Below are 21,492 nucleotides of genomic sequence, written 5' to 3'. Positions count from 1 at the left end.
GAAAAAACGCTGCTTTATTGTTATTGGAAAGTGGGTTTAGTGTTTGCCCATAATTCCACGAATGGCATTGAGTACATCGGCAGGGAGAACCACTGTTTTTGCATTGCCAGATTTAGATAAATCCTGCATTGCTTTAACGTATTGTTCACCGAGTAAATAAGCCACAGGAATCTCTTTATCACCTACCGCACTTGTCACCATTTCAATGGCACGTTGTGAAGACTCGGCAAGAACAACCTGTGCTTCTGCATCACGACGAGACGCTTCCAGACGACCATCTGCTTCCAGAATTGCCGCCTGTTTTTCACCATCAGCTTTGGTCACAGTTGCACGACGCTGACGTTCAGCGGCTGCTTGCGCTTCCATAGCGGCTTGCATAGTGTGTGAAGGTTGAATATCCTGAATTTCAACAGTTTTCAGAGTAATGCCCCAATCTGAAATATCATCAGAAATGGCAGCTTTTAATTTCGCCTTGATGTGGTCACGAGAAGAAAGCGCATCATCCAGATCCATTTCACCCACGATAGAACGAAGTGACGTCTGAACAAGATTTTGAATTGCCCATGTATAGTTCTCAATCCCGTACACCGCCTTTTCTGGTGTAGTAAGATTGATATACGCTACGGCGTTCATCACCAACACAGCATTGTCACGGGTAATTACTTCTTGTGAAGGAATATCCAAAACAATATCTTTGGTGGTAATTTTATAAGCCACTTCGTCCACATAAGGAATCACGAAGTTTAGACCTGGACTCAACGTGGTATGGTATTTACCTAAACGTTGCACAATCCATTTATAACCTTGGGGAACAATACGAACCCCTTTAAAAATGGTTATACCGATAAAAGCTAAAAAAGCTAAAACAACAATGGTACCGACAGACATTAGAAACCCTCTTTGTGTTTATGACGTATGAGGTTGAACGACTAAATCATTACCCAAAATATCAACCACCCGAACGCGATCACCGACCTGTACTGGATTAGTACAACGGCAATGCCATTCATCAGAACCTAAAACAGGTATCGGAAAGCGTACAATAATTTGTCCATGCTCAAGTCCAGTTTGGATCACCATACCAACTTGACCAATGGTTGCTTCGCGAGGGAGACCTGCTTTGGTTTTATCAATCGAAAGCGGTTTGATAAATTTGAACCAAAGAATCGTACATAAAATAGATAAAATACCCCAAGTAATCACTTGGGTGGTAAAACCCATCATCGGGAAAAGCCACAGTAAAATACACACCATGACTGCTGCTATGCCAAACCACAATGCAGCAAAAGCAGGCAAAATCAATTCTGAAAGAATCAGTAAAATCCCTAATACAAACCAGTGCCAAGGTTCAACTACAAATTCCATAGATTTGCTCGCATAACTAAACGGAGTAGAGGTGAAAAAATATTCACCTTAGCACTGTAACAGATGATTATCTTTATGAATATGAAAAGATTGTTTTTTTAGGCATTGCGGCTGTTGATGATTAAAGATCTTGCACATCTTGCAAGTTTAATAGCTTTCAACAGCCTTTTAGGTGGGGTTTTAGAATTTTGGTCGTGGTGCTGGTTTTAAGGCAGCAGGAGATTTTTTAAATGCGGTAATCGCATTTTGAATCGCCGTAATCTTGGCTTGAGCTGCCTTTTCACCTTCTAAAATAGCTTCATTACTCGATTTAAGGTCAAGCACGCCCAGATGACCCACTTTCGGTTGAATCACAATCGTTGCCTGATTCAGTTCTTCATTAATACTTTGTTGGCCCATGATATTGATGGTCTGGTCTAACAAGCCCCACATGCTGAGCGGCTTACCACCGACGGGACGTGCAGAAATATCCACGGCAATCACAATATCAGCACCCATATCCTTTGCGGTTTTTACAGGAATTGGGCTGACTAAACCACCATCCACATATTTGGTCTTGCCAATAACCGCAGGCACAAACACATTGGGAATACTGCAAGATGCACGTACTGCCTGACCAGCATTACCTTTAATAAACTCGGCTTTTTTGCCACTGTCTAAACGGGTGGCGACTGCGGCAAAACGAATCGGGAATTGTTCAATCGGTTTATTGCCGACTTGGCTATTTACATAATTCTGTAGTTTCTGACCAAGAATAATGCCCTGACTATTAATGGTGAGATCACGCAAATCAGATTCTTGCAGTTTTAAGGCAAGGTTCTGCATTTGATAAGGTGTTTGACCGCTGGCATAAATACTACCAACAAAGCTACCTGCACTGGTGCCAGTCACAATTTTAGGTTTGATGCCATGTGATTCTAAAACTTTAATGACACCAATGTGTGCAAAGCCTTTGGCACCGCCACCACCTAATGCAATGGCAACCACAGGTTCACGTGCCTGAATTGCTGATGTAGGCGGTGTTTTCTTTGTGATTTGATCACAACCAAATAAAGCAAGACCAAAAACAGCCAAGCAAGACAGTCGAGCAATGTTCATAACAAATGCAGATAAAATGTACAAAAAAGATGCGCACATCAGAGCAGATTTGCCCTTAATTTTCTAGTTTTTTTTCACAAGTTTTTGTAAGGGTTCAGCCAGCCAATCTGGATTTTTCGGCGAGAAGTGCCCAACGTAACGTTGCATGATCTGATCAAGGTCTTGCTGATAATGACCAGTCGGGGTAAACGCCCCCAAACAATAAATGGTCTTATGGTCATAATCAAAAGCAAACATCACGATTGGAATGCCTGCTGCATGCGCAATGTGATAAAAACCACTTTTCATTTTTTCGGCTTTTTTACGTGTTCCTTCAGGCGCCATACCGACCCAGATTTTGTCATGCTGTTGAATGGTGGCAACCACTTGTTCAGTCAGGCCATGTGCACTGTCACGACGAACAGGAATCAGTCCCGCCCAGTTTAAGAGCGGCTGGAGCGGGGGCTTGAATAAGGTATCTTTACCCAGTACGGTAATTTTCAACCCCAACCCACCAATCGCCAGAAAGCCATACCAGCCATCAATATTTGAGGTATGTGGAGAAATGATAGCCACTGCTTTAGGTAAGTTAGGAATTTCTCCTACTACAGTCCAGCCTTGTGCAAGGAACAGTTTTTTACACAATGCACGGCTATAGGTTGTTCCACGTTGTGGAACCAGTGGAGGCAAATCTGGAAAATGTTGTGGCATACATGAATATAAATAATGACAACTCTATTCATGTTAAACGCTGATGACAGGGACTGCATTGGCAAAAAATAAGATTTTATTGCCAGAAGAATGAAAGGATTGGATACTTAAGGCCCGTTATTGCCTCGCTCTGGAAACTCAAAATGCCTAATCTTCGACAGGTTTACATTTTATTGTTTTCTTTGTATTGGGCACAGGGTTTACCTGTTGGATTTATGACCCATGCATTGCCTGTAATCTTAAGAGCGCAAGGCGTATCGTTGGCACATATTGGCGGCTTTGGTTTACTGATGTTGCCGTGGTCGATTAAGGTGTTTTGGGCTGCCTATGTTGATCGTCTGGCATTATCTCGATTAGGCCACTACCGTAGCTGGATTATTCCCACACAATTATTCAGTGTAATCATTCTGATTATTTTATCTTTTTTCCCAATTCAGGCACTGGATCAACCCAGTTATCTGCTTATTTTCTTTGTCTTACTTTTCTTAATGAACTTCACTGGCGCAACCCAAGACATTGCAACCGATGGCTTGGCGGTCAATTTGCTCAAAACAGATCAGCAGCATTGGGGTAATACTTTTCAGGTGATTGGTTCACGTCTAGGTTTTATTGTGGGTGGCGGGGCAGTGCTCTGGTGTCTGGACTGGTTACAGTGGCAAAAAACCTTTCTGGCTTTGGCCTTATTGGTATTTATCAATACTTTACCTGTGTTGCTCTATCGAGAGCCTACTCATGCAAACTCAACTACAAGAACGCAGACATCTTCTGTTCCATTGATGCAGGCAATTAAGGCCTATTTAAATTATTTTCAATCCTCAAAAGAACTAAAAGCATGGTTACTGGTCTTGATCAGTTTCAAAGTTACTGATGGCCTTTCAGGTCCTTTATTAAAGCCACTGATGGTAGATATGGGATTGAACTTCACCCAGATAGGCGTCTACATCACGATGTTTGGTGCAGTCGCTGCGCTTGTAGGTGCGGGGATTGCCGGATTGTTGCTCAAACATTTTTCCCGAACAGCGAGTTTGATTGTTTTCTCTATTTTAAAAATAACCAGTTTGATCGCTTATGCTGTGATTGCTCACGCTTATGAATCCCAAACTCAAATTGCACCGATCTGGTTATACGCCGTTAATGCATTTGAAGATGCTTGCTCTGCCATGCTTTTGGTGGTGATGTTGACACTGGTGATGCAATATAGTCGTAAGCAATTTGCAGCAACCGATTTCACTTTTCAGGTCTCGATCATGGCGACTGTCAGTGGCTTGCTGTATTTAGTCAGTGGAATGATTGGAGATGTGTTCGGTTATTTCCATTATTTGATCGCTATTGTCATTATTGGCACGGTTACTTTGCTCCCTATTTCTCTCTGGAAACATGCAAAATTACAAGAAAAATAATGTTAACTAAATGAAATAAAGAAATTTAATATCGATTGAGGAGTGATCTAGTCATTATCTACTACCTTTGTCTATGTTTTTAAAAATGTATGTTTTTAGCTATTTAAATGCTCTATTAATTGTGCCATCTTGTTTGGGTAGCAAATGGAAGCTAACTGGAGTAAAAATGGATTGTGTTAACAAGAAAAATCATGTGAATCAATTAAAATGGGTAGAAAAATGTTCAAGTAGATTGGATATTAGCCTAAAGTCTAAAAAAGAATAATGAAATAACGATTTAATCATTCTATAAGATAAGAGAGTTGTGTAGGATTCGTTACAACATGAAGTTAAGGTAAAAATCTGTAAGTCAAAGTATGTTTTTTATGTCTTTGGTTATTGGTTTTGGTCTTGCATAACGTTGAAATTGGTTTTGGTTGCGGTAATAAAATTAATGTAACCAAAGTGGAGGAGAGTTGATTTTTTAGCCCCTTAATTTAATGGCGTAAATCAACTTGGCATGGATAGGCAACATAAAATATATTTTTTGGAGTTTTTGATGGATCTATTCCTTAATCGTAAATCTTTAGTTGTTAAAAGTTTAGCTCTTACAGTTACAGCTTTAATGATGAGTGGGGCACATGCTGCGACTTCCGACAAAGCGGAAATTCAACAGCTTCGTAAAGAAGTTGAGGCTTTAAAAGCTTTAATTCAACAACAAAGCCAAGTACAGCAACAACAACAGCAAGTACAGCAACAACAGCAAGTTCAACTTGCTGAAGTTAAGGCGCAACCAGTTGCTGCACCAGTTTCACCGTTAGCAGGATTTAAATCTAAAGCTGGCGCTGATGTGAACCTATATGGTTTTGTTCGTGGTGACGCTAACTATATTATTGAAGGTGCAGATAACGACTTTGGTGATGTAAGTAAGTCAGACGGCAAAACGCATGATAAATTACGTGCGACTGCTAAAACGACACGCCTTGGTTTAGATTTTAATACGCCTGTAGGAGACGACAAAGTCGGTGGTAAAATCGAAGTTGACTTTGCGGGTACGAATGATGGATTACGTATTCGTCATGCTTATTTAACATATAACAACTGGTTATTTGGTCAAACAACTTCAAACTTCCTGTCTAACCATGCACCAGAAATGATTGACTTCTCGACAAACATTGGTGGTGGTACTAAACGTGTTCCGCAAGTACGCTATAACTACAAGTTAGGTCCGACTACACAACTATTTGTTTCTGCTGAAAAAGGTGATAGCACTACTTCGGTAACAGGCGATAGTATTAAGTATAGCCTACCAGCATTAACGGCTAAAATTACTCAAGGCTATGCAGAAGGTAAAGGTTCAGCTTCAGCGCGTGTTCTAGTCGAAAAGTATAAATCACAGCTTGCTAATGACGATAAAACTGGTTGGGGCGTGGCTGTTGGTACTGATTTTAAAGTAGCTGATCCTTTAAAACTTTTTGCTGATGCATCATATGTTGTTGGTGATAATAGTTATTTATATGGCAGTAACACTCCTTACGCAGTAGATGGGAATTCTATCGAGCAAAATGAATTTGTAGCAGTACAAGTGGGCGGAACGTATAAGGTTCTACCTAACTTACGTTCTACTCTAGCATATGGTGCTCAATTCGCTGATGACGGTACTGATTTTGCAAAATTAAATACTTCTGCAAATGAAAAAGTTCAACAAGCGTGGATTAACTTCATCTATACACCAGTTAAACCAATTGATTTAGGTGTCGAATATGTCAATGGTAAGCGTGAAACGTTTGCTGGTCAGTCTTACAAAGATAACCGCGTTGGTTTAATGGCTAAATATAGCTTCTAATTTTTCAACGGTTTATGTTTTAATGAGTCGAGGTTTACATTAACCTCGACTTTTTATTTTTAAATTAACTAAATAAAATAAGACGTTGAGGCGAGCTTTCCTCAGGACATTCTATTATTTAAGTCATTTTTAAGTTTTTATTTTTATCTTTATAAGACTAAGAAATTTATTTTTAGAACAAGATGCCTATGTTGCTGCAAAGACTCAAAACCAAGCCGATTTCATTACTTACTTTTAATATATTACTTGCAATTTGGCTAGGTGTTTTCCTGAACATCGCATTTTATGAAAAGATGTTGGCCTTAACACCATATACAGGGATTAAGGCGGGACTTTTTGTAGCAGCTTCTGTTGGTGTTATTACTGCTTTATATGCTTTTATTTTCCAGCTATTGAGCTGGAAATGGACTGCAAAACTGCTTGCTATCGCTTTGGTTTTTATTGGTGGTTTTGCTGCCTATGCCGTCAATACTCTAGGTGTATGGATTACTTCAGATCAGATTCAAAACTTGATGCAAACAAACTTTGCTGAGGCTCGGGATACGTGGTCTTGGCGTTTGTTGATCTGGATGGTGGGGATGGTTCTAGTCCCGATCATTGTGATTTTGATGACCAAAATCAAATCTGAATCAGTCACCCGACAATTATTTAAAAAGCTGATTGCCTCTGTGGTTTCTCTGGCTTTAGTTGGCGGACTATTATTTATTTTCTATGTGGATTTTGCAGCCATTTTTCGTGAAAACCGCGATATAAAAGGCATGATTTCGCCTCAAAATATGATTGCCTCGACAGTTTCATATTATAAAAAGAAATCACCTAAACAGAATTTACCTTTAGTTAAGTATGGTGAAGATGCGCAACGTACTCAGGTTGCAAAAGGTTTACCTAAATTGATGGTCTTGGTGGTGGGTGAAACGGCTCGTGCGGAAAACTTCTCTTTAAATGGTTATGCCAAAGAAACCAACCCGAAATTAGCCAAACAGAATATTATCAATTTCTCACAAGTCAGTTCATGTGGTACCGCAACGGCTGTATCGGTACCGTGTATGTTTTCGGGTATGCAACGCGAAGATTATGATGAACAGTTAGCCAGTCATCGTGAAGGTTTGCTCGATATTGCAAAACGTGCAGGTTATCAGGTGACATGGATTGATAATAATTCAGGTTGCAAGGGCGCATGTGACCGTGTTGAACAGTTTAAAATTCCTGAGCCGATTCAGCAGAAATGGTGTAAGGATGGTGAATGTCTGGATGATATTCTGATTGATAGCCTAAAAGCGTATATCGCAACGATTCCGAAAGATGATACCCAACCACGTTTGATCGTATTGCATCAAATGGGCAGTCATGGCCCTGCCTATTATAAACGTATTCCGCCAGCGTTCCGTGTATTTAAGCCAACGTGCGATACCAATGCGATTCAGGGATGTACTCAGGAAGCATTGATTAACAGTTATGATAATACTTTGCTTTATACCGATTATGTTCTAGATTCATTGATCGAAACCTTGAAAAATACAACCCAGTATCAAACAGGTTTATGGTATTTATCAGATCATGGTGAATCGACAGGTGAGAGCGGCATGTATCTGCATGGTGCGCCTTATGCAATTGCACCGACTCAGCAGACACATGTACCAATGTTGATGTGGTTCTCAACCGCATGGCAACAACAGGCGCACAAACAGATGAGCTGTCTGGCGCAACAAACTAAGAATAAACTGAGCCAAGATAATCTGTTCCCGACCTTGTTAAGTTTGCTTGATGTAAAAACTAAAGTAATTAATGCTAAAGATGACATGTTAGAAACATGTGCTAACCCATAAGGTGAAATGAAATCATGACCAAGATCTTGATGATAGAAGATGATTTTATGATTGCAGAGTCAACATTGACCTTACTGCGATATCATCAGTTTGACGTGGAATGGGTGAATAACGGGGTCGATGGACTGGCTTTGTTAACCAAGCAATCTTTTGATCTGGTGCTTTTGGATTTAGGTCTGCCCCTTATGGATGGGATGCAAATCCTGAAACAGATTCGTCAACGCAGTTCATTACCTGTCCTGATTATTTCAGCCAGAGATCAGCTACAAAACCGCGTGGATGGTTTGAATCAGGGTGCGGATGATTACTTGATTAAACCCTATGAATTTGATGAGCTGTTAGCCCGTATCAATGCTTTATTACGCCGTGGGAGTGTTGAAACAGCGCAACTGAAAAGTCAGTCGCAACTGTTAAAAAGTGGTGAACTGATCTTGGATGTAGAACAGCATCTGGCAACCTTCAAAGGTCAGCAAATCGAGCTATCTAATCGGGAATGGGCGATTCTGATTCCAATGGTATCCCACCCAAATAAAATTTTCTCTAAAGCAAATTTAGAAGATAAGTTGTATGATTTCGACAGCGAAGTTACCAGTAATACCATTGAAGTGTATGTCCATCACTTGCGGGCCAAACTGGGTAAAGACTTCATTCGAACCATTCGTGGTTTAGGTTATCGTTTGGGGCAGTCATAATTCGATGCAAAAAAGCCAACATTATTCGCTAAAGAAAAGACTCATCTGGGGAACCTCCATCTTTAGCGTGGTGTTAGGTTGTTTTCTGATTTTGGCTGCTTATAAAATTTCATTGCATGAAGTTGATGAAATTTTAGATACGCAAATGCAATATATGGCTGAGCGTTCCAGTACTCAGCCAGTCACTCCGATGGCCAGTCGAGTCGAGTTACATCGAACTTATCATGAAGAAGATCTACTGATTGATATCTGGGCCTATAAAGATCAGACCCATTTATGGCATCAAACCCATTTACTGGTTCCACCTGTGAAACAATCAGGCTTTTATACACAAAATACATCACAAGGAAAGTGGCGTGTTTATGTGATTCCATTAAAAGATTATCAGATTCAGGTCAGTCAACAAGAGCAGGTTCGCCATGCATTTGCATGGGAATTGGCGGGCAGTATGTTTATTCCTTATCTCCTGTTGCTACCTGTGGCGATTATTGTACTGGCGTTTATCATCAGTCTCAGTCTGAAACCTCTGGATGAATTTAAGGAAGAACTGACTCAGCGGGATTCCGATGGCTTATCACCGATTGATGTCAAAGACTATCCACAAGAATTATTACCGACCATTGAAGAAATGAATCGCTTGTTTGAGCGGATTCAGCATGCTCAAACAGAACAGAAACAGTTCATCGCCGATGCCGCACATGAGCTTAGGACGCCTGTTACGGCCTTGAATCTACAAACCCGTATCTTGATTAGTCAGTTCCCTGAACATGAATCTTTGCAGAACCTGAGTAAAGGTCTGGCACGGATTCAGCATCTGGTGACTCAGCTTCTGGCTTTGGCTAAACAGGATGTGGCATTGAGTCTGATTGAACCAAATACTAATTTCCGCCTCAATGATGTAGCGTTAAATTGTGTGGAGCAACTGGTGAATCTGGCCATGCAAAAAGAAATCGATCTCGGGTTTGAACGTAATGATTTAATTGAAATGCAAAGCCTTGAATCAACAGTACATTCGATTATTTTCAACCTGATTGACAATGCGATTAAGTACACGCCAGAACAAGGTATTATCAATATTTCGGTGTATAGCGATTCTGATGATTTTGCCTATATCCAGATCGAAGACAGCGGTGCAGGGATCGATCCTGAACAATATGACAAGGTCTTGAAGCGCTTCTACCGTGTGCATCATCATTTAGAAGTGGGCAGTGGACTAGGTTTGTCTATTGTCGATAAAGCGACCCAACGCTTAGGCGGGGTACTGACCTTATCGAGAAGTATTGAGCTGGGTGGATTATCAGTATTGGTTAAATTACCGAAAAAGCTTGCGCATCATGAAGACAAGGCAAGCGGATAATATTGGACGTATAACGCTTTAGTTTGCTGCGGTTGCTGTCTCAGCCTGTTCGCGTAAATAACGTAGAAACAGGACACATTTCTGAATACGCTTACCATCATTGCCGACTTTGCTGACATTAAAGCGTAGTACCCAGTTTAAGCGTTTGCCTACTTTACAAATGTCTTTATAAACTTGTGGTTCCGCCAATAAGGCTTGATAAAGCTGCTGGCTGGCCTGTTCAAGCTGTTCAAATTCAAAGTGATAAGCTGTTGAAAAAATAAACAATAACCAGTCGCGTACAAAGCAGTCATGCAGACTGAGTACATCTCTCGGATCGGTTTCAAAGTCAATAAAGGTAAACTGGTTCTGTTGATCAACCAGAATATTGCGCGCGAAAGCTTCGCTTAAATAACCTTGTTGATGATGAATGTAACTGATGGCCTGAATAGCTTGATCAAATAAGGCATATCTCGCTTCAGGATGACCTTTGAGGCTACCTAGTTTTTGATCCAACTGACTGACAGGACTCTGGCGTTGTGAGCCAACGTCTTCTAACAGAATGCCTTTTTTTGAAACTGCCAACACATTTGGAGTGGAAATACCTAAAGCTTTGAGTTGCTGAATGCGTTTGAACTCGCATTGAATGGCCTTAGAGCCACCTTGGTTTGGAACAGGAGTAATCGCACCCAGATTAAAGATTTTGGCAAGCCATTTCAGTGGTGTGTAGAGCCATAGTCCGTGACGTTCAGAGGCCTTTTTTAACCATACTTTGCGTAAGCCTAGTTCATAAGATTGAATAGAGTCTTGTTGAGAAGCAAAAGTAGATTCTAAAAATATTTGAAAGTCAGACATACGACAGCAAAAATATCCTAATGTGGGCAAAATTCAGTGCTCGCTCTATGAGCACTGTCATTCACTTTACCACATCAGATACGTATAACGGTACTGAAACGCGCTTTGCTATTTGTTGATGACGTTTATAAGTGAATGTATAACATACTAAATTAATTGCAACGCAGACCCATGCTGTCCAAAGATTATGACTGAGGAAGTGTGCACCGCGCATCATTTGTGCCCAGCCCATGGCGAAACCAATGAGCATTCCAGCAAAAAGATAGAACCATGCTCTCTGTTTTTGATCAAGACGATAGACAAAGTAACCCGTTATTAGGGCAAAGCCCGTACTGGCATGTCCACCAGGGAAACAATGTCCAGCAGTTGCAGAAAAATCCCAAATGAAACCCGTTGCAGTTTCATGGGTCATATACCAAGGGCAGGCTTGAGAGGAATGCGCTTTCAGCAACCCGACAATGCAGGTGCATAGCATACTGACCCAAAACATATAACCATATTGCCAGCGTTGGGGTTTCAGTTTTCCGACTTTAAACGATGCACACCATAAAAAGAAGAAAGCGACATACACAGCCGTTAAAAGTTGTTTGACGTAAGTATGGTTAAGCTTTTCGAGAAACCAGTCATTCTTATAAGGGAAGGTTCCATGTAGGCTGACCCAAGGCTGAATTAAGTGTAAGTCAATTGCTCCACCCACTGGGAATACAAACACTAAAATAAAAAAACTGATGAAAAGTAAAAAGCTCGTCAAGATGAAAAAAGGTGTTCTCAAGATCATGGAGCAGGCTGTTACGGTGGAAATATGATCTTGGTATTTAATTCCTAAAAGCTTAATTTGCTCTTAAAGATATATAAAAAAATGTTGGGATAAATGTGAGAGAGGAAAGCAGTTTAACCTTATATACAGGTTAATGTCTTGATCTTATTGTTAAAAGAAAATAGCGCTTTTATTTCAGCATAAAGCAGCCTTAAAGGCTGCTTTATATGTCGTTTGATCAATCTGTTAATGTAAAATTTTATTGAGAAACTGCTGCGCACGTTCCCCACGTGGTGTACCAAAGAATTCATCTTTGGAGCAGTCTTCAACAATTTTACCTTGATCCATAAAGATAATTCGGTTCGCCACCTGACGGGCAAAGCCCATTTCATGGGTCACACACATCATGGTCATGCCTTCTTTGGCCAATCCGACCATGACGTCCAGTACTTCATTGATCATTTCAGGATCAAGGGCAGAGGTGGGTTCATCAAACAGCATGGCAATCGGGTCCATACTTAACGCACGCGCAATCGCAACCCGTTGCTGTTGCCCGCCTGAAAGCTGGGCAGGGTATTTATGGGCATGGGCACTGAGTCCAACACGATCCAGATAAGCCAGCCCTTTTTTATTGGCCTCCGCTTCTGAACGTCCTAATACCTTGATCTGGGCGATGGTCAGGTTCTCGGTAATGCTGAGATGAGGAAACAGTTCAAAATGCTGGAAAACCATGCCGACACGACTACGTAGTTTGGTCATATCAGTTTTAGGCTCATGAACAGGTACGCTATCGACAAAGATCTTACCTTGTTGAAATGGCTCTAATCCATTCACGGTTTTAATCAAGGTAGACTTTCCTGAACCTGATGGACCACAGACTACGACCACTTCACCTTGACTGATCTGGGTGGTGCAATCGGTCAGTACCTGAAACTGGTCGTACCACTTACTGACATTTTGGAGGTCTATCATTACTTTATTGTCGCTCATACACGTAACCTCCTTTGTAAACGTTTAACTGCGAATGTCGCAATGGCGCTGATGGTAAAGTACACAAGTCCTGCAAATAGAATATATTGAGTGAGCAAGGACATTAAATCTCCACGAACATAGTTTGTTCTGAAAAAGTCGAGCAGACCAATGGCATAGACCATTGTGGAATCCTGAAACAGGATGATGGTCTGCTGAAGTAATAGCGGCATCATTTTTCTGAACGCCTGCGGCAGAATAATCAATCGCATCGACTGCCCATAACTCATACCCAGCGCAGATGCAGCAGCAGCCTGACCCTTTGGAATAGACTGGATACCAGCACGCACAATTTCAGAAAAGTAAGCAGCTTCAAACAGCATAAACGCGACGATACTGGAAACCAGTGCGGTATCAATGGTCAGATATTGGCCTGTTGCTGCGGTATAAATAAACGGTACAGCAAAATAAAACCACATCAGAACCAGCAGCAGAGGAATGGAACGGAACAGGTTGACATAGGCCTGTGCAATCACATTCAGGACTCTGATCGAAGACAGACGCATCAAGGCGAGGAGGGTACCAATCGCAATTCCCCCGATTGTTGCCACAACCACGACTTTTAAGGTAATGCTGAAACCATGCCAGAGCGCAGGTCCCGACTGCTGTAAATCACTGAGAAAAGAAGTTAACCATTCCATGCTATTTTCCTCCTGATATTAAACCAGGAATGCGCAGACGCTTTTCCAGCAGGTTCATGGCAAAGATGAGACAGATATTGATAACAATAAAAATCACAGTCACATAGGTGTAAATTTCGATCGTATTCTGGGTGTATTCACTGATGGTTTTCATCTGTGAAATGATTTCAGCAACGCCGACCAAAGACGCAACCGACGTATTTTTCACGCAGTTGGTTAGTTCCGAGCTCAAGGGCGGTAAAATGGTACGAAAAGACTGTGGCAGAATGACATAACGGTACAGTTGCACCGTGGAAAATCCCATGGCATAACCCGCATTAATCTGCCCAGTCGGTAAGGCTTCAATACCTGTACGTACCTGTTCACATACACGCGCTGCGGTAAAGAGTCCGAGTCCAATACTGGCCGAAATCAGTGCAGTGGTATTGGCGCCAAGATCATTCATCCACCAGTTTTTGATGGGTGCAGGGAGAAAGTTGGGAACCACATAAAACCAGATAAATAACTGAACCAGTAACGGTACATTACGGAACAAGGTCACATAAGCTGTGCCAATGGCTCTGGCTGTTTTATTTGGAAGCGTGCGCATAATCCCGAGGATACTGCCCAGCAGCATGGCAATGGTCCATGCAACAATAGCAATCACGATCAGCCATCCCAGGCCCGTTATAATCCAGTTCAGGTAGGTAGTGTCTCCAATACCTGTCGATTGCCACAAAACTCCCCAGTTCCAGCTATAATTCATAATAACTCCTGAGAAGAAACGGGAGAACATCCTCTGTTCCCCGGTTCTGCAATAATATGCTTGTTATAGAGGGGAATTACTCATCCCGATCATGTGGATTGGCAATCAGAGCTTTGAGCTGATCAGACATCGCAAAGTCTAGGTTAATATTTTTTGGTGGAATCGGTTGCTGGAACCATTTCTTATACATGTTATTGATTTCACCAGAAGCATAAGTAGCTTTAATGGCATCATCAACAACCTGTTTAAAGCCAGTGTCACCTTTACGGAGCATACAACCATAGATTTCATGGATTGGCGCAGTGCCGACAATTTCCCATTGATTTGGATCTTTGGCTTTAGATTTTTCACCTGCAAGCAAAATATCATCCATCATAAATGCGACAGCACGGCCATTTTGTAGCATCAGGAATGACTCAGCATGGTCTTTGGCAGAAATGATTTCGCCAATACCGAGTTCTTGCTGATGTTGACGGATATAGCGTTCAGAGGTGGTTCCCGCCGTTGTGACCAGCTTCTTGCCTTTTAAATCTGAAAAATCTTTAATTCCTGAGTTCTTGGCAGTCAGCAGTCTTGAACCAACTTCAAAGAAACCTACCGAGAAATCAACCTGTTGCTGACGTTCTTTATTGTTGGTGGTCGAGCCACATTCCAGATCGACCGTACCATTCGACACCAGTGGAATACGGTTCTGGCTGGTCACAAGGTTATAGCGGATTTTCAGGTCTGGCATGTTGAGCTTTTGCTTAACGGCCTCAACTACTTTTAGTTGCAGGTCATGCGCATAACCGACTGGCTGATTTGGATTGGAAGCAATGTAAGAAAAAGGAATCGAGGAATCACGATAACCAAGTACAATCGTACCAGAGCTTTTGATCTTGTTTAATGTGCCTGAAGATGAGGCACTACCATCAGCCGCTTTTTCACCAGCAGCAGGGGCCTTATTGTCACTACAGGCACTTAATCCCAACATCAGCGCGCTTGCACAAAGTAGGGAGGTCATGGTGCGTTTATGTTTCATATACAAAACTCCTTTTGTATCGTTATGATCGCATTCGTAATTGTTGCGGTTTAACCGTTCATTGTTATGAAAAATAATGTTTTCTTTCTAAACATAAAAAATACATTATTTTTCATCTTAATAAAATTTAATACGTTTGCTCAAGCGATATTCTTTACCGTTTTGTTAATGGTAACTGTTGATGAATTAAGCAATTTTTTAAAGGAAAAATCCGATTAAAAGTTGCAAAAAACATAAAGCATAATGTATGCCATGACTTTGACCCTTATTTTCCTGAGAGATTGAACAGAAGCAGTGATTTGAATGAATATCTCAATCAAGCTGGATCATTGTTAAAGTTGCTGCATAGCAGGGTAAGTACAGAATAAGATCAAGCAAACTGAAATGATATTGCTGAGTGCTCATAAAAAAAAGCGGCCTGATCAGCCGCTTTGAAATAGATTAAAACTTAAAACATGGATTCTTCTGAGTTCGCTGAAATTTTATGAATTGAAAGATCTGCACCGCGATATTCATCTTCCTGAGAAAGACGCAGCCCAAGTGTCGCTTTTAACAGGCCATAGACAAGGAAACCGCCTGCTAGGGCAACAATAATCCCCAAGCTGGTGCCAATAATTTGTGAAATGATGGAAACGCCACCGAGACCGCCCAGCGCTTGTTGCCCAAAGATTCCCGCGGCAATGCCACCAAAGGCACCGCATACGCCGTGTAAAGGCCAGACACCCAGTACATCGTCTACTTTTAGTTTGTTTTGGGTATAGGTAAAAAGGTAAACAAATAGTGCACCAGCGGTTCCGCCAATCAATAACGCACCAATAGGGTGCACAATGTCAGAACCTGCACAAATTGCGACGAGGCCCGCCAATGGACCATTATGCAAGAAGCCTGGGTCATTTTTACCCATAAAGTTTGCTGCAAGCGTTCCACCTACCATTGCCATGAGCGAGTTAATCGCAACCAGACCTGAAATCGCCTCAACCCGTTGAGCGCTCATTACGTTAAAGCCAAACCAGCCCACAATCAAAATCCATGAACCTAAAGCAAGGAATGGAATTGATGAAGGCGGGTGTGCGCTGACACGACCATCATTTTTATAGCGACCATGACGCGCGCCCAGCAAAATCACAGCAGCCAAGGCAATCCAGCCACCCATGGCATGTACCACAACGGAACCAGCAAAATCATGGAAACTTGCACCAAATGAGTTCTCGAGCCACTTTTGCAAACCATAATTGCCATTCCAGATCATGCCTTCAAAGAAAGGATAGATCAGCGCCACCAAAAGCAGGGTTGCGATGGCTTGCGAGCGCATCTTGGCACGTTCCGCAATCCCGCCTGAGATAATCGCAGGAATCGCAGCAGCAAAGGTCAGCAAGAAGAAACAGCGCATCAGGTTATAGCCATGATCCGAGGCTAACGTGCTGCCTGCATGGAAGAAGTTTTGACCATAGGCAATCCAGTAGCCGACAAAGAAATAGGCAATCGCTGAAATGGCGAAATCGGTTAGGATTTTACTTAAGGCATTGACCTGGTTTTTATGGCGTACTGTGCCGAGTTCCAGAAACGCAAAGCCAGCATGCATTGCCAATACCAGTACTGCACCGAGCAGTAAGAAAAATAGATCTACGTTTTGCATAGTGGTGCTCAAAAAAAGTGCTAAATTCGATTCTGGCGCATATATTTGATTCATTTTTTGCACCAAAAAGGATTTAGTAAATCTAAAAATTCAGGCTGTAGTGAAACAACCCAATTTGATGAAATATATAATGCAAAAAGTGCACCAATTTAGAAATTAATTTGTAATTTTGGTGAATAGTGGTGCAATTTGCTTAAAAATAGCACAGTTTTTTGGCGTGGATTGAAACTACCATCAGAATTTAGCTTAGCTTTGTTTTAAGACAACGCGCGTTAGAAGGCTCATTAAGACATCCGCAGATTTCATTCTGATCAAGTTGAATGAAATCTGAGGAAGAAAAAGACAGCGTGTTTACATTACCGGTGGTGTATAGGTTAAAGTTCTACCTAAAATCCATAATAAGAACAAAACCAAAGGCAGATGAACAATCAGTTGCGTGACGGTAAAACCAATCACATCTTTGGCCTTGAGTTTTAAAATCCCTAGCATTGGCAACATAAAGAATGGATTGATCAGGTTGGGCAAAGCTTCCGCAGCATTATAGATCTGTACCGACCAACCTAAATGCACTTGTAGATCATTAGCCGCCTGCATCACATAAGGCGCTTCAATAATCCATTTACCACCGCCTGATGGGACAAAGAAACCCAGTACCGCAGAATAAATGCCCATCACAATGGCAAAAGTTTCTTTCGAGGCAATCGAGACAAAGAACTCTGCAATGTAGTGCGATAACGATAGGTCTTCACCGTTCAAGGCTTGCGTCATAATAAAGGCGATACTGCCGTAGAGCGGGAACTGAATCAGAATCCCCGACACAGCAGGAACAGCCTGGCTGACAGCATTCAGGAAGTTACGTGGTGTGCGGTGTAAGGCAAGTCCCAGCATTAAAAACACAAAGTTATAGGTGTTGAGACTGGAAATGGCAATGATCGGATTGGTTTTGGAAAACTCGATAAACATCCAGATCAAGCCTAACGCCACTACGATAATGGTTAATAACGGTGAGTTCTCTAGCCAGTCGCCTGGTCGAGTCGATTTAACTTCAGTTTTTTCTTCTTCATCAAAACTTAGCTCAAAATCCTGCATGGTTTTAACATTGTCACCTTTTGGTGCAGACCAATAGGCAATCGCAATGGAGACAAGCACCAAGATCAAGGTCATCACCAAAGACTGCCACAGGAAAATGGTTTCAGTAAATGGAATCACACCTGTCAGATTATAGATTGATTCGGGTAGGCTGGCTTTATTGGCCTGTAATTGAGCGGCAGATGAACTGATTCCCAATGCCCACGTTGCACCCATGCCAATAATCGCAGCAGCAGCGGCAGCGCGATAATCCATATTGAGTTCTTTGCGCTTTGCTAGCGCGATTACCAGTAAAGCGGTCAAAATGGTACTGACCGCCCAATTGACCAGTGAAATAAGTAGACTTGTGGTGGCAACTAGGACAATGGCACTACGTCCTGAATGTGGAATACGTGCCATCATCTGAATCAGTTTTTTCACAGGTGCAGAAACAGAAACCACATAACCGACAATGATTAACATGGTCATTTGCAAGGTAAAAGGAATTAGACTCCAGAAGCCATTCCCAAATGAACTGGCAACATCCTGTACGGGAGCACCGATACAGATCGCAGCGAATGAAACAATAATGACGCCAAGTAAGGCAAAAATATAAGAGTCAGGAAACCATTTTTCTGACCAGTTACTAATACGTAACGCGAAACGTTCCAATAGGGCAGGTTGTTTACTCATCTTAAGCATCCATCTTTGATGTTGTGATATGAAATCCATTTGTCCTAAATGAATTTTTGCTGCCTAAAAACGGCTAAAAGTGATGCTCGGAAAAGCATCACTTCAATTAGAAATAAAAAGAGAGTGTGTGATTAGACTTTGGCTTCAATCAACAGCTCGACGCCAGTTGCGTCCTGAATTTGCTGTTCAGTCACATCAGGTGCCAGTTCCACCAGTTTGATGCCTTCTGCAACAACATCCAGAACACCCAAGTCGGTAATAACACGATGCACCACTTTTTGGCCTGTTAATGGCAAGCTGCATTGTTTAACGATTTTGGCAGTCCCATCTTTGGCATTGTGTTCCATCAAGACCACCACGCGCTGTACGCCTGCGACCAGATCCATGGCACCGCCCATACCTTTTACTTTCTTGCCCGGAATCATCCAGTTAGCCAAGTCGCCCTGTTCAGAGACTTCCATTGCACCCAGAATCGCGATATTGACATGTCCACCACGAATCATGGCGAAGGATTCGCTGCTTGAGAAAAATGCAGCACCTGCACGAGCTGTAACGGTTTGTTTACCTGCATTAATTAAATCAGGATCAAGTTGCTGTTCTGTTGGAAATTCACCAATCCCAAGCAAACCGTTTTCTGATTGCAACCAGACATCAATATCCTCTGGAATGTAATTGGCAACCAGTGTGGGAAGGCCAATGCCGAGATTGACGTAGAAACCATCTTGTAATTCTTGTGCGGCACGTTGTGCCATTTGTTCACGTGTCCATGCCATGATTATGCGTCCTGTGCTTTAAGCGTTTTTTGTTCGATCCGTTTTTCTGGTGTGGCATTTAGCACCACACGATTAACATAGATCCCTGCTAAATGGATTTCATCTGGATCAAGTTCGCCGATCTCAACAATCTGTTCCACTTCGGCAATGGTGATTTTGCCTGCCATCGCACATTCAGGATTGAAGTTTTGTGCGGTTTTACGGAACACCAGATTGCCGGCTTTATCTGCCTTATAGGCTTTAACCAGTGCCACATCTGCGGTCAGAGAAGGTTCCAGAATGTAGGTACGGCCATTAAAATCACGTTGTTCTTTGCCTTCAGCAACCAGTGTGCCTGCACCTGTTGCGGTATAAAAGGCTGGAATACCTGCGCCACCAGCACGTAATTTTTCGGCTAATGTCCCTTGTGGGGTGAGTTCAACTTCCAGTTCGCCGTTTAGATATTGGCGTTCGAATTCTTTATTTTCACCAACATAAGAAGAAATCATTTTTTTAATTTGTCGGGTCTTGAGCAATACGCCTAAGCCAAAATCATCAATGCCTGCATTATTGGAAATACAGGTGAGACCTGTCACGCCACTTTCTTTCAGGGCCTGAATCAAAGCCTCAGGAATACCGCATAAACCAAAACCGCCAACTGCAAAGGTCTGTTGATCTTTCACGACATCTTGTAATGCCAGTGCAGCCGTTGAATAGACTTTATTCATTTTTTCACCTGTAAATTCCCTGGTTTTTATTAGTTTTAGCACTCGGGACTTATTTACAGAAGTTTAAATTTTTAAAGGATTAATGAGGGAAACTCATTAATAAAACGAAATCGATCGATCTTATTAAAAATCAAATGAGATATCGAGATTAAACGGTCTTCGCCAAGTTGCTGAGAGGCTTAGCCAAAATCATGCTGTAAGAGGATGTCGATAAACTCGGCTGAAATATTGGAAAGCTCAAAATCCTTTTTATACACAATCCCAATAGCCTGAGGCAATTTGCCATCCTCAATCTCAATCAAGACATTATGTTCCTTGTCAATGAAGTTTTGAAAATGGCGCGGAATAGCACTAACCCCCATATCAAGTGCAACAAAGCTGGAGAGGGAACTAATCTGATGGCATTCGACTTTTAAATCCAAAGTCAGATGGTTTTTAAGACAGTTTTCTTCAATCAGATGTCGCACAATCGAAGGATGTTGCAAGGTTACAAAGGGATTGGCGCACAATTGCTTCCAACTGATTGAATCTGCACTTGCCAGTGGATGCGTTTTGGGGAGCAAGGCAAGGAAGTCTTCTTCAAATAATGGTTTAAATTCCAGTTGGTCATTGCGTGGCGGTTCAAAGCAAATACCAATTTCAAAAATACCATCCTGTACATTTTCTAGGACTTTTTCATTGGGAATATCATGAATGGAAAAGCTGATATTTGGATGCTTAGCTAAAAAGCTATGAATCACTTGCGGTAAAATCGCATGCGTGACAAAGGGCATCGACGCGATATTGAGCGTGCCGCGATTCAATTTAAAACGTTGTTTAACGTCCTTTTCCATATCCTCCCAATTGGCCAGTAATTTCTTGGCATAAGGAATCAACGATTTGCCTTCCTGTGTCAGTTCTACGCGACGCGTGTTGCGTTTAAACAGTTTGCCGCCCAGTTCTTCTTCCAGTGATTTGATACTCAAGCTTAAAGCAGACTGGCTGAGATGCAATTCAGCAGAGGCATTTGCATAATTCAGGGTACGAGTCAAAGCCAGAAATGCCTTGAGTTGCTTTAAAGTCATGGTGGGCGACCTATGCGGAAAGTTTTTGATTTATATGGTGTAATTTATAAAAAAAACCGCACCTTGTGACTGGCATTTTTGTTAATTTGGTATTGCACAGCAAACTATTTATTTTAAATAAGTGGTCGTCAGATTATTGCTTAATTTTCACTAAATATCGAAAAATGAATTTTAAAATAAAGAGCTAAATATACTTTGATGGAATTGATGAGTATTTTTGAATAGTTGATTTGTTTTATTAATCAATTAAATTTATTACAGTGTATTTTAT

The 21,492-nt window shown here is 41.7% G+C and carries 21 protein-coding genes; 6 read left to right on the top strand and 15 right to left on the bottom strand.

Annotated elements, in window-relative coordinates; genetic code table 11:
* Positions 1-36 precede the first annotated feature (36 nt).
* From AWW72_RS00105 to AWW72_RS00090, 4 genes are all read right to left on the bottom strand, one after another.
* Positions 37-888 carry an SPFH domain-containing protein gene (locus tag AWW72_RS00105; RefSeq protein ID WP_047429660.1) on the bottom strand — a complete coding sequence of 284 codons (852 nt, stop codon included), beginning with the start codon at positions 886-888 and terminating at the stop codon, positions 37-39.
* An 18-nt stretch (positions 889-906) separates the two neighbouring features.
* Entirely contained in the window at positions 907-1,365 is a 459-nt protein-coding gene (locus AWW72_RS00100; RefSeq protein ID WP_004775269.1) for an NfeD family protein, read from the bottom strand.
* Between the two features lie 180 nt (positions 1,366-1,545).
* Positions 1,546-2,463, bottom strand: a complete 918-nt coding sequence (locus AWW72_RS00095) for a patatin-like phospholipase family protein (RefSeq protein WP_032863967.1) — start codon at positions 2,461-2,463, stop codon at positions 1,546-1,548.
* Between the two features lie 63 nt (positions 2,464-2,526).
* Complete coding sequence (locus tag AWW72_RS00090; RefSeq protein WP_062846064.1) at positions 2,527-3,153, bottom strand: lysophospholipid acyltransferase family protein; 627 nt, start codon at positions 3,151-3,153, stop codon at positions 2,527-2,529.
* 143 nt (positions 3,154-3,296) lie between these two features.
* On the opposite strand from AWW72_RS00090, the gene AWW72_RS00085 reads away from it, so the two are divergent.
* From AWW72_RS00085 to AWW72_RS00060, 6 genes are all read left to right on the top strand, one after another.
* Positions 3,297-4,553, top strand: coding sequence for an MFS transporter (locus AWW72_RS00085; protein ID WP_062846063.1), 1,257 nt, complete (start codon positions 3,297-3,299; stop codon positions 4,551-4,553).
* 73 nt (positions 4,554-4,626) lie between these two features.
* Complete coding sequence (locus AWW72_RS00080; RefSeq protein WP_032811053.1) at positions 4,627-4,818, top strand: hypothetical protein; 192 nt, start codon at positions 4,627-4,629, stop codon at positions 4,816-4,818.
* 273 nt (positions 4,819-5,091) lie between these two features.
* Positions 5,092-6,378, top strand: coding sequence for a DcaP family trimeric outer membrane transporter (locus AWW72_RS00075; RefSeq protein ID WP_062846062.1), 1,287 nt, complete (start codon positions 5,092-5,094; stop codon positions 6,376-6,378).
* 188 nt (positions 6,379-6,566) lie between these two features.
* Entirely contained in the window at positions 6,567-8,204 is a 1,638-nt protein-coding gene (locus tag AWW72_RS00070) for a phosphoethanolamine transferase (protein ID WP_062846061.1), read from the top strand.
* Between the two features lie 14 nt (positions 8,205-8,218).
* Entirely contained in the window at positions 8,219-8,896 is a 678-nt protein-coding gene (locus AWW72_RS00065) for a DNA-binding response regulator PmrA (protein ID WP_004775260.1), read from the top strand.
* A gap of 4 nt (positions 8,897-8,900) precedes the next feature.
* Entirely contained in the window at positions 8,901-10,253 is a 1,353-nt protein-coding gene (locus tag AWW72_RS00060) for an ATP-binding protein (protein WP_062846060.1), read from the top strand.
* 18 nt (positions 10,254-10,271) lie between these two features.
* Here the strand turns inward: AWW72_RS00060 and AWW72_RS00055 are convergent, their stop codons facing one another.
* From AWW72_RS00055 to AWW72_RS00005, 11 genes are all read right to left on the bottom strand, one after another.
* Positions 10,272-11,087, bottom strand: coding sequence for a BUD32 family EKC/KEOPS complex subunit (locus AWW72_RS00055; RefSeq protein WP_047429634.1), 816 nt, complete (start codon positions 11,085-11,087; stop codon positions 10,272-10,274).
* A gap of 61 nt (positions 11,088-11,148) precedes the next feature.
* The gene (locus AWW72_RS00050; protein ID WP_062846059.1) at positions 11,149-11,865 is read right to left on the bottom strand and encodes a phosphatase PAP2 family protein; all 717 of its coding nucleotides are present in this window, start codon (positions 11,863-11,865) and stop codon (positions 11,149-11,151) included.
* 225 nt (positions 11,866-12,090) lie between these two features.
* Positions 12,091-12,816: an amino acid ABC transporter ATP-binding protein gene (locus tag AWW72_RS00045; protein ID WP_171254657.1), complete on the bottom strand. Its 726-nt coding sequence runs from the start codon at positions 12,814-12,816 to the stop codon at positions 12,091-12,093.
* 14 nt (positions 12,817-12,830) lie between these two features.
* The gene (locus AWW72_RS00040; protein ID WP_004775251.1) at positions 12,831-13,514 is read right to left on the bottom strand and encodes an ABC transporter permease subunit; all 684 of its coding nucleotides are present in this window, start codon (positions 13,512-13,514) and stop codon (positions 12,831-12,833) included.
* A 1-nt stretch (position 13,515) separates the two neighbouring features.
* Positions 13,516-14,259 (bottom strand): amino acid ABC transporter permease, encoded by a 744-nt coding sequence (locus tag AWW72_RS00035; protein WP_004775249.1) that lies wholly within the window; start codon positions 14,257-14,259, stop codon positions 13,516-13,518.
* Positions 14,260-14,335: 76 nt separating this feature from the next.
* Entirely contained in the window at positions 14,336-15,280 is a 945-nt protein-coding gene (locus tag AWW72_RS00030; protein ID WP_062846057.1) for a transporter substrate-binding domain-containing protein, read from the bottom strand.
* Between the two features lie 448 nt (positions 15,281-15,728).
* Complete coding sequence (locus AWW72_RS00025; RefSeq protein ID WP_004775246.1) at positions 15,729-16,916, bottom strand: ammonium transporter; 1,188 nt, start codon at positions 16,914-16,916, stop codon at positions 15,729-15,731.
* Between the two features lie 351 nt (positions 16,917-17,267).
* The gene (locus AWW72_RS00020) at positions 17,268-18,677 is read right to left on the bottom strand and encodes a short-chain fatty acid transporter (protein WP_005259261.1); all 1,410 of its coding nucleotides are present in this window, start codon (positions 18,675-18,677) and stop codon (positions 17,268-17,270) included.
* A 131-nt stretch (positions 18,678-18,808) separates the two neighbouring features.
* Positions 18,809-19,450, bottom strand: coding sequence for a CoA transferase subunit B (locus AWW72_RS00015; protein ID WP_062846056.1), 642 nt, complete (start codon positions 19,448-19,450; stop codon positions 18,809-18,811).
* Positions 19,451-19,452: 2 nt separating this feature from the next.
* Positions 19,453-20,157, bottom strand: coding sequence for a CoA transferase subunit A (locus AWW72_RS00010; protein ID WP_004775240.1), 705 nt, complete (start codon positions 20,155-20,157; stop codon positions 19,453-19,455).
* 179 nt (positions 20,158-20,336) lie between these two features.
* A complete protein-coding gene (locus AWW72_RS00005) occupies positions 20,337-21,221 on the bottom strand; it encodes a LysR family transcriptional regulator (RefSeq protein ID WP_062846055.1) in 885 nt (294 codons plus the stop codon).
* Positions 21,222-21,492 lie beyond the last annotated feature (271 nt).

The organism is Acinetobacter sp. NRRL B-65365 (genome assembly GCF_001605865.1).
GTDB classification, from domain to species: domain Bacteria; phylum Pseudomonadota; class Gammaproteobacteria; order Pseudomonadales; family Moraxellaceae; genus Acinetobacter; species Acinetobacter vivianii.
The sequence above is the reverse complement of the archived record's forward strand: the minus strand, read 5'-3'. Positions and strand labels throughout refer to the sequence as shown.

What these genes read in the sequence shown, in the direction of transcription:
- AWW72_RS00095 (WP_032863967.1), bottom strand. Translation starts at nt 2,463, where the DNA reads ATGAACATTGCTCGACTGTCTTGCTTGGCTGTTTTTGGTCTTGCTTTA.
- AWW72_RS00080 (WP_032811053.1), top strand. Translation starts at nt 4,627, where the DNA reads ATGTTTTTAAAAATGTATGTTTTTAGCTATTTAAATGCTCTATTAATT.
- AWW72_RS00020 (WP_005259261.1), bottom strand. Translation starts at nt 18,677, where the DNA reads ATGAGTAAACAACCTGCCCTATTGGAACGTTTCGCGTTACGTATTAGT.
- AWW72_RS00065 (WP_004775260.1), top strand. Translation starts at nt 8,219, where the DNA reads ATGACCAAGATCTTGATGATAGAAGATGATTTTATGATTGCAGAGTCA.
- AWW72_RS00045 (WP_171254657.1), bottom strand. Translation starts at nt 12,816, where the DNA reads ATGATAGACCTCCAAAATGTCAGTAAGTGGTACGACCAGTTTCAGGTA.
- AWW72_RS00030 (WP_062846057.1), bottom strand. Translation starts at nt 15,280, where the DNA reads ATGAAACATAAACGCACCATGACCTCCCTACTTTGTGCAAGCGCGCTG.
- AWW72_RS00015 (WP_062846056.1), bottom strand. Translation starts at nt 19,450, where the DNA reads ATGGCATGGACACGTGAACAAATGGCACAACGTGCCGCACAAGAATTA.
- AWW72_RS00050 (WP_062846059.1), bottom strand. Translation starts at nt 11,865, where the DNA reads ATGATCTTGAGAACACCTTTTTTCATCTTGACGAGCTTTTTACTTTTC.
- AWW72_RS00070 (WP_062846061.1), top strand. Translation starts at nt 6,567, where the DNA reads ATGTTGCTGCAAAGACTCAAAACCAAGCCGATTTCATTACTTACTTTT.
- AWW72_RS00055 (WP_047429634.1), bottom strand. Translation starts at nt 11,087, where the DNA reads ATGTCTGACTTTCAAATATTTTTAGAATCTACTTTTGCTTCTCAACAA.
- AWW72_RS00040 (WP_004775251.1), bottom strand. Translation starts at nt 13,514, where the DNA reads ATGGAATGGTTAACTTCTTTTCTCAGTGATTTACAGCAGTCGGGACCT.
- AWW72_RS00010 (WP_004775240.1), bottom strand. Translation starts at nt 20,157, where the DNA reads ATGAATAAAGTCTATTCAACGGCTGCACTGGCATTACAAGATGTCGTG.
- AWW72_RS00060 (WP_062846060.1), top strand. Translation starts at nt 8,901, where the DNA reads ATGCAAAAAAGCCAACATTATTCGCTAAAGAAAAGACTCATCTGGGGA.
- AWW72_RS00085 (WP_062846063.1), top strand. Translation starts at nt 3,297, where the DNA reads ATGCCTAATCTTCGACAGGTTTACATTTTATTGTTTTCTTTGTATTGG.
- AWW72_RS00090 (WP_062846064.1), bottom strand. Translation starts at nt 3,153, where the DNA reads ATGCCACAACATTTTCCAGATTTGCCTCCACTGGTTCCACAACGTGGA.
- AWW72_RS00100 (WP_004775269.1), bottom strand. Translation starts at nt 1,365, where the DNA reads ATGGAATTTGTAGTTGAACCTTGGCACTGGTTTGTATTAGGGATTTTA.
- AWW72_RS00005 (WP_062846055.1), bottom strand. Translation starts at nt 21,221, where the DNA reads ATGACTTTAAAGCAACTCAAGGCATTTCTGGCTTTGACTCGTACCCTG.
- AWW72_RS00035 (WP_004775249.1), bottom strand. Translation starts at nt 14,259, where the DNA reads ATGAATTATAGCTGGAACTGGGGAGTTTTGTGGCAATCGACAGGTATT.
- AWW72_RS00075 (WP_062846062.1), top strand. Translation starts at nt 5,092, where the DNA reads ATGGATCTATTCCTTAATCGTAAATCTTTAGTTGTTAAAAGTTTAGCT.
- AWW72_RS00025 (WP_004775246.1), bottom strand. Translation starts at nt 16,916, where the DNA reads ATGCAAAACGTAGATCTATTTTTCTTACTGCTCGGTGCAGTACTGGTA.
- AWW72_RS00105 (WP_047429660.1), bottom strand. Translation starts at nt 888, where the DNA reads ATGTCTGTCGGTACCATTGTTGTTTTAGCTTTTTTAGCTTTTATCGGT.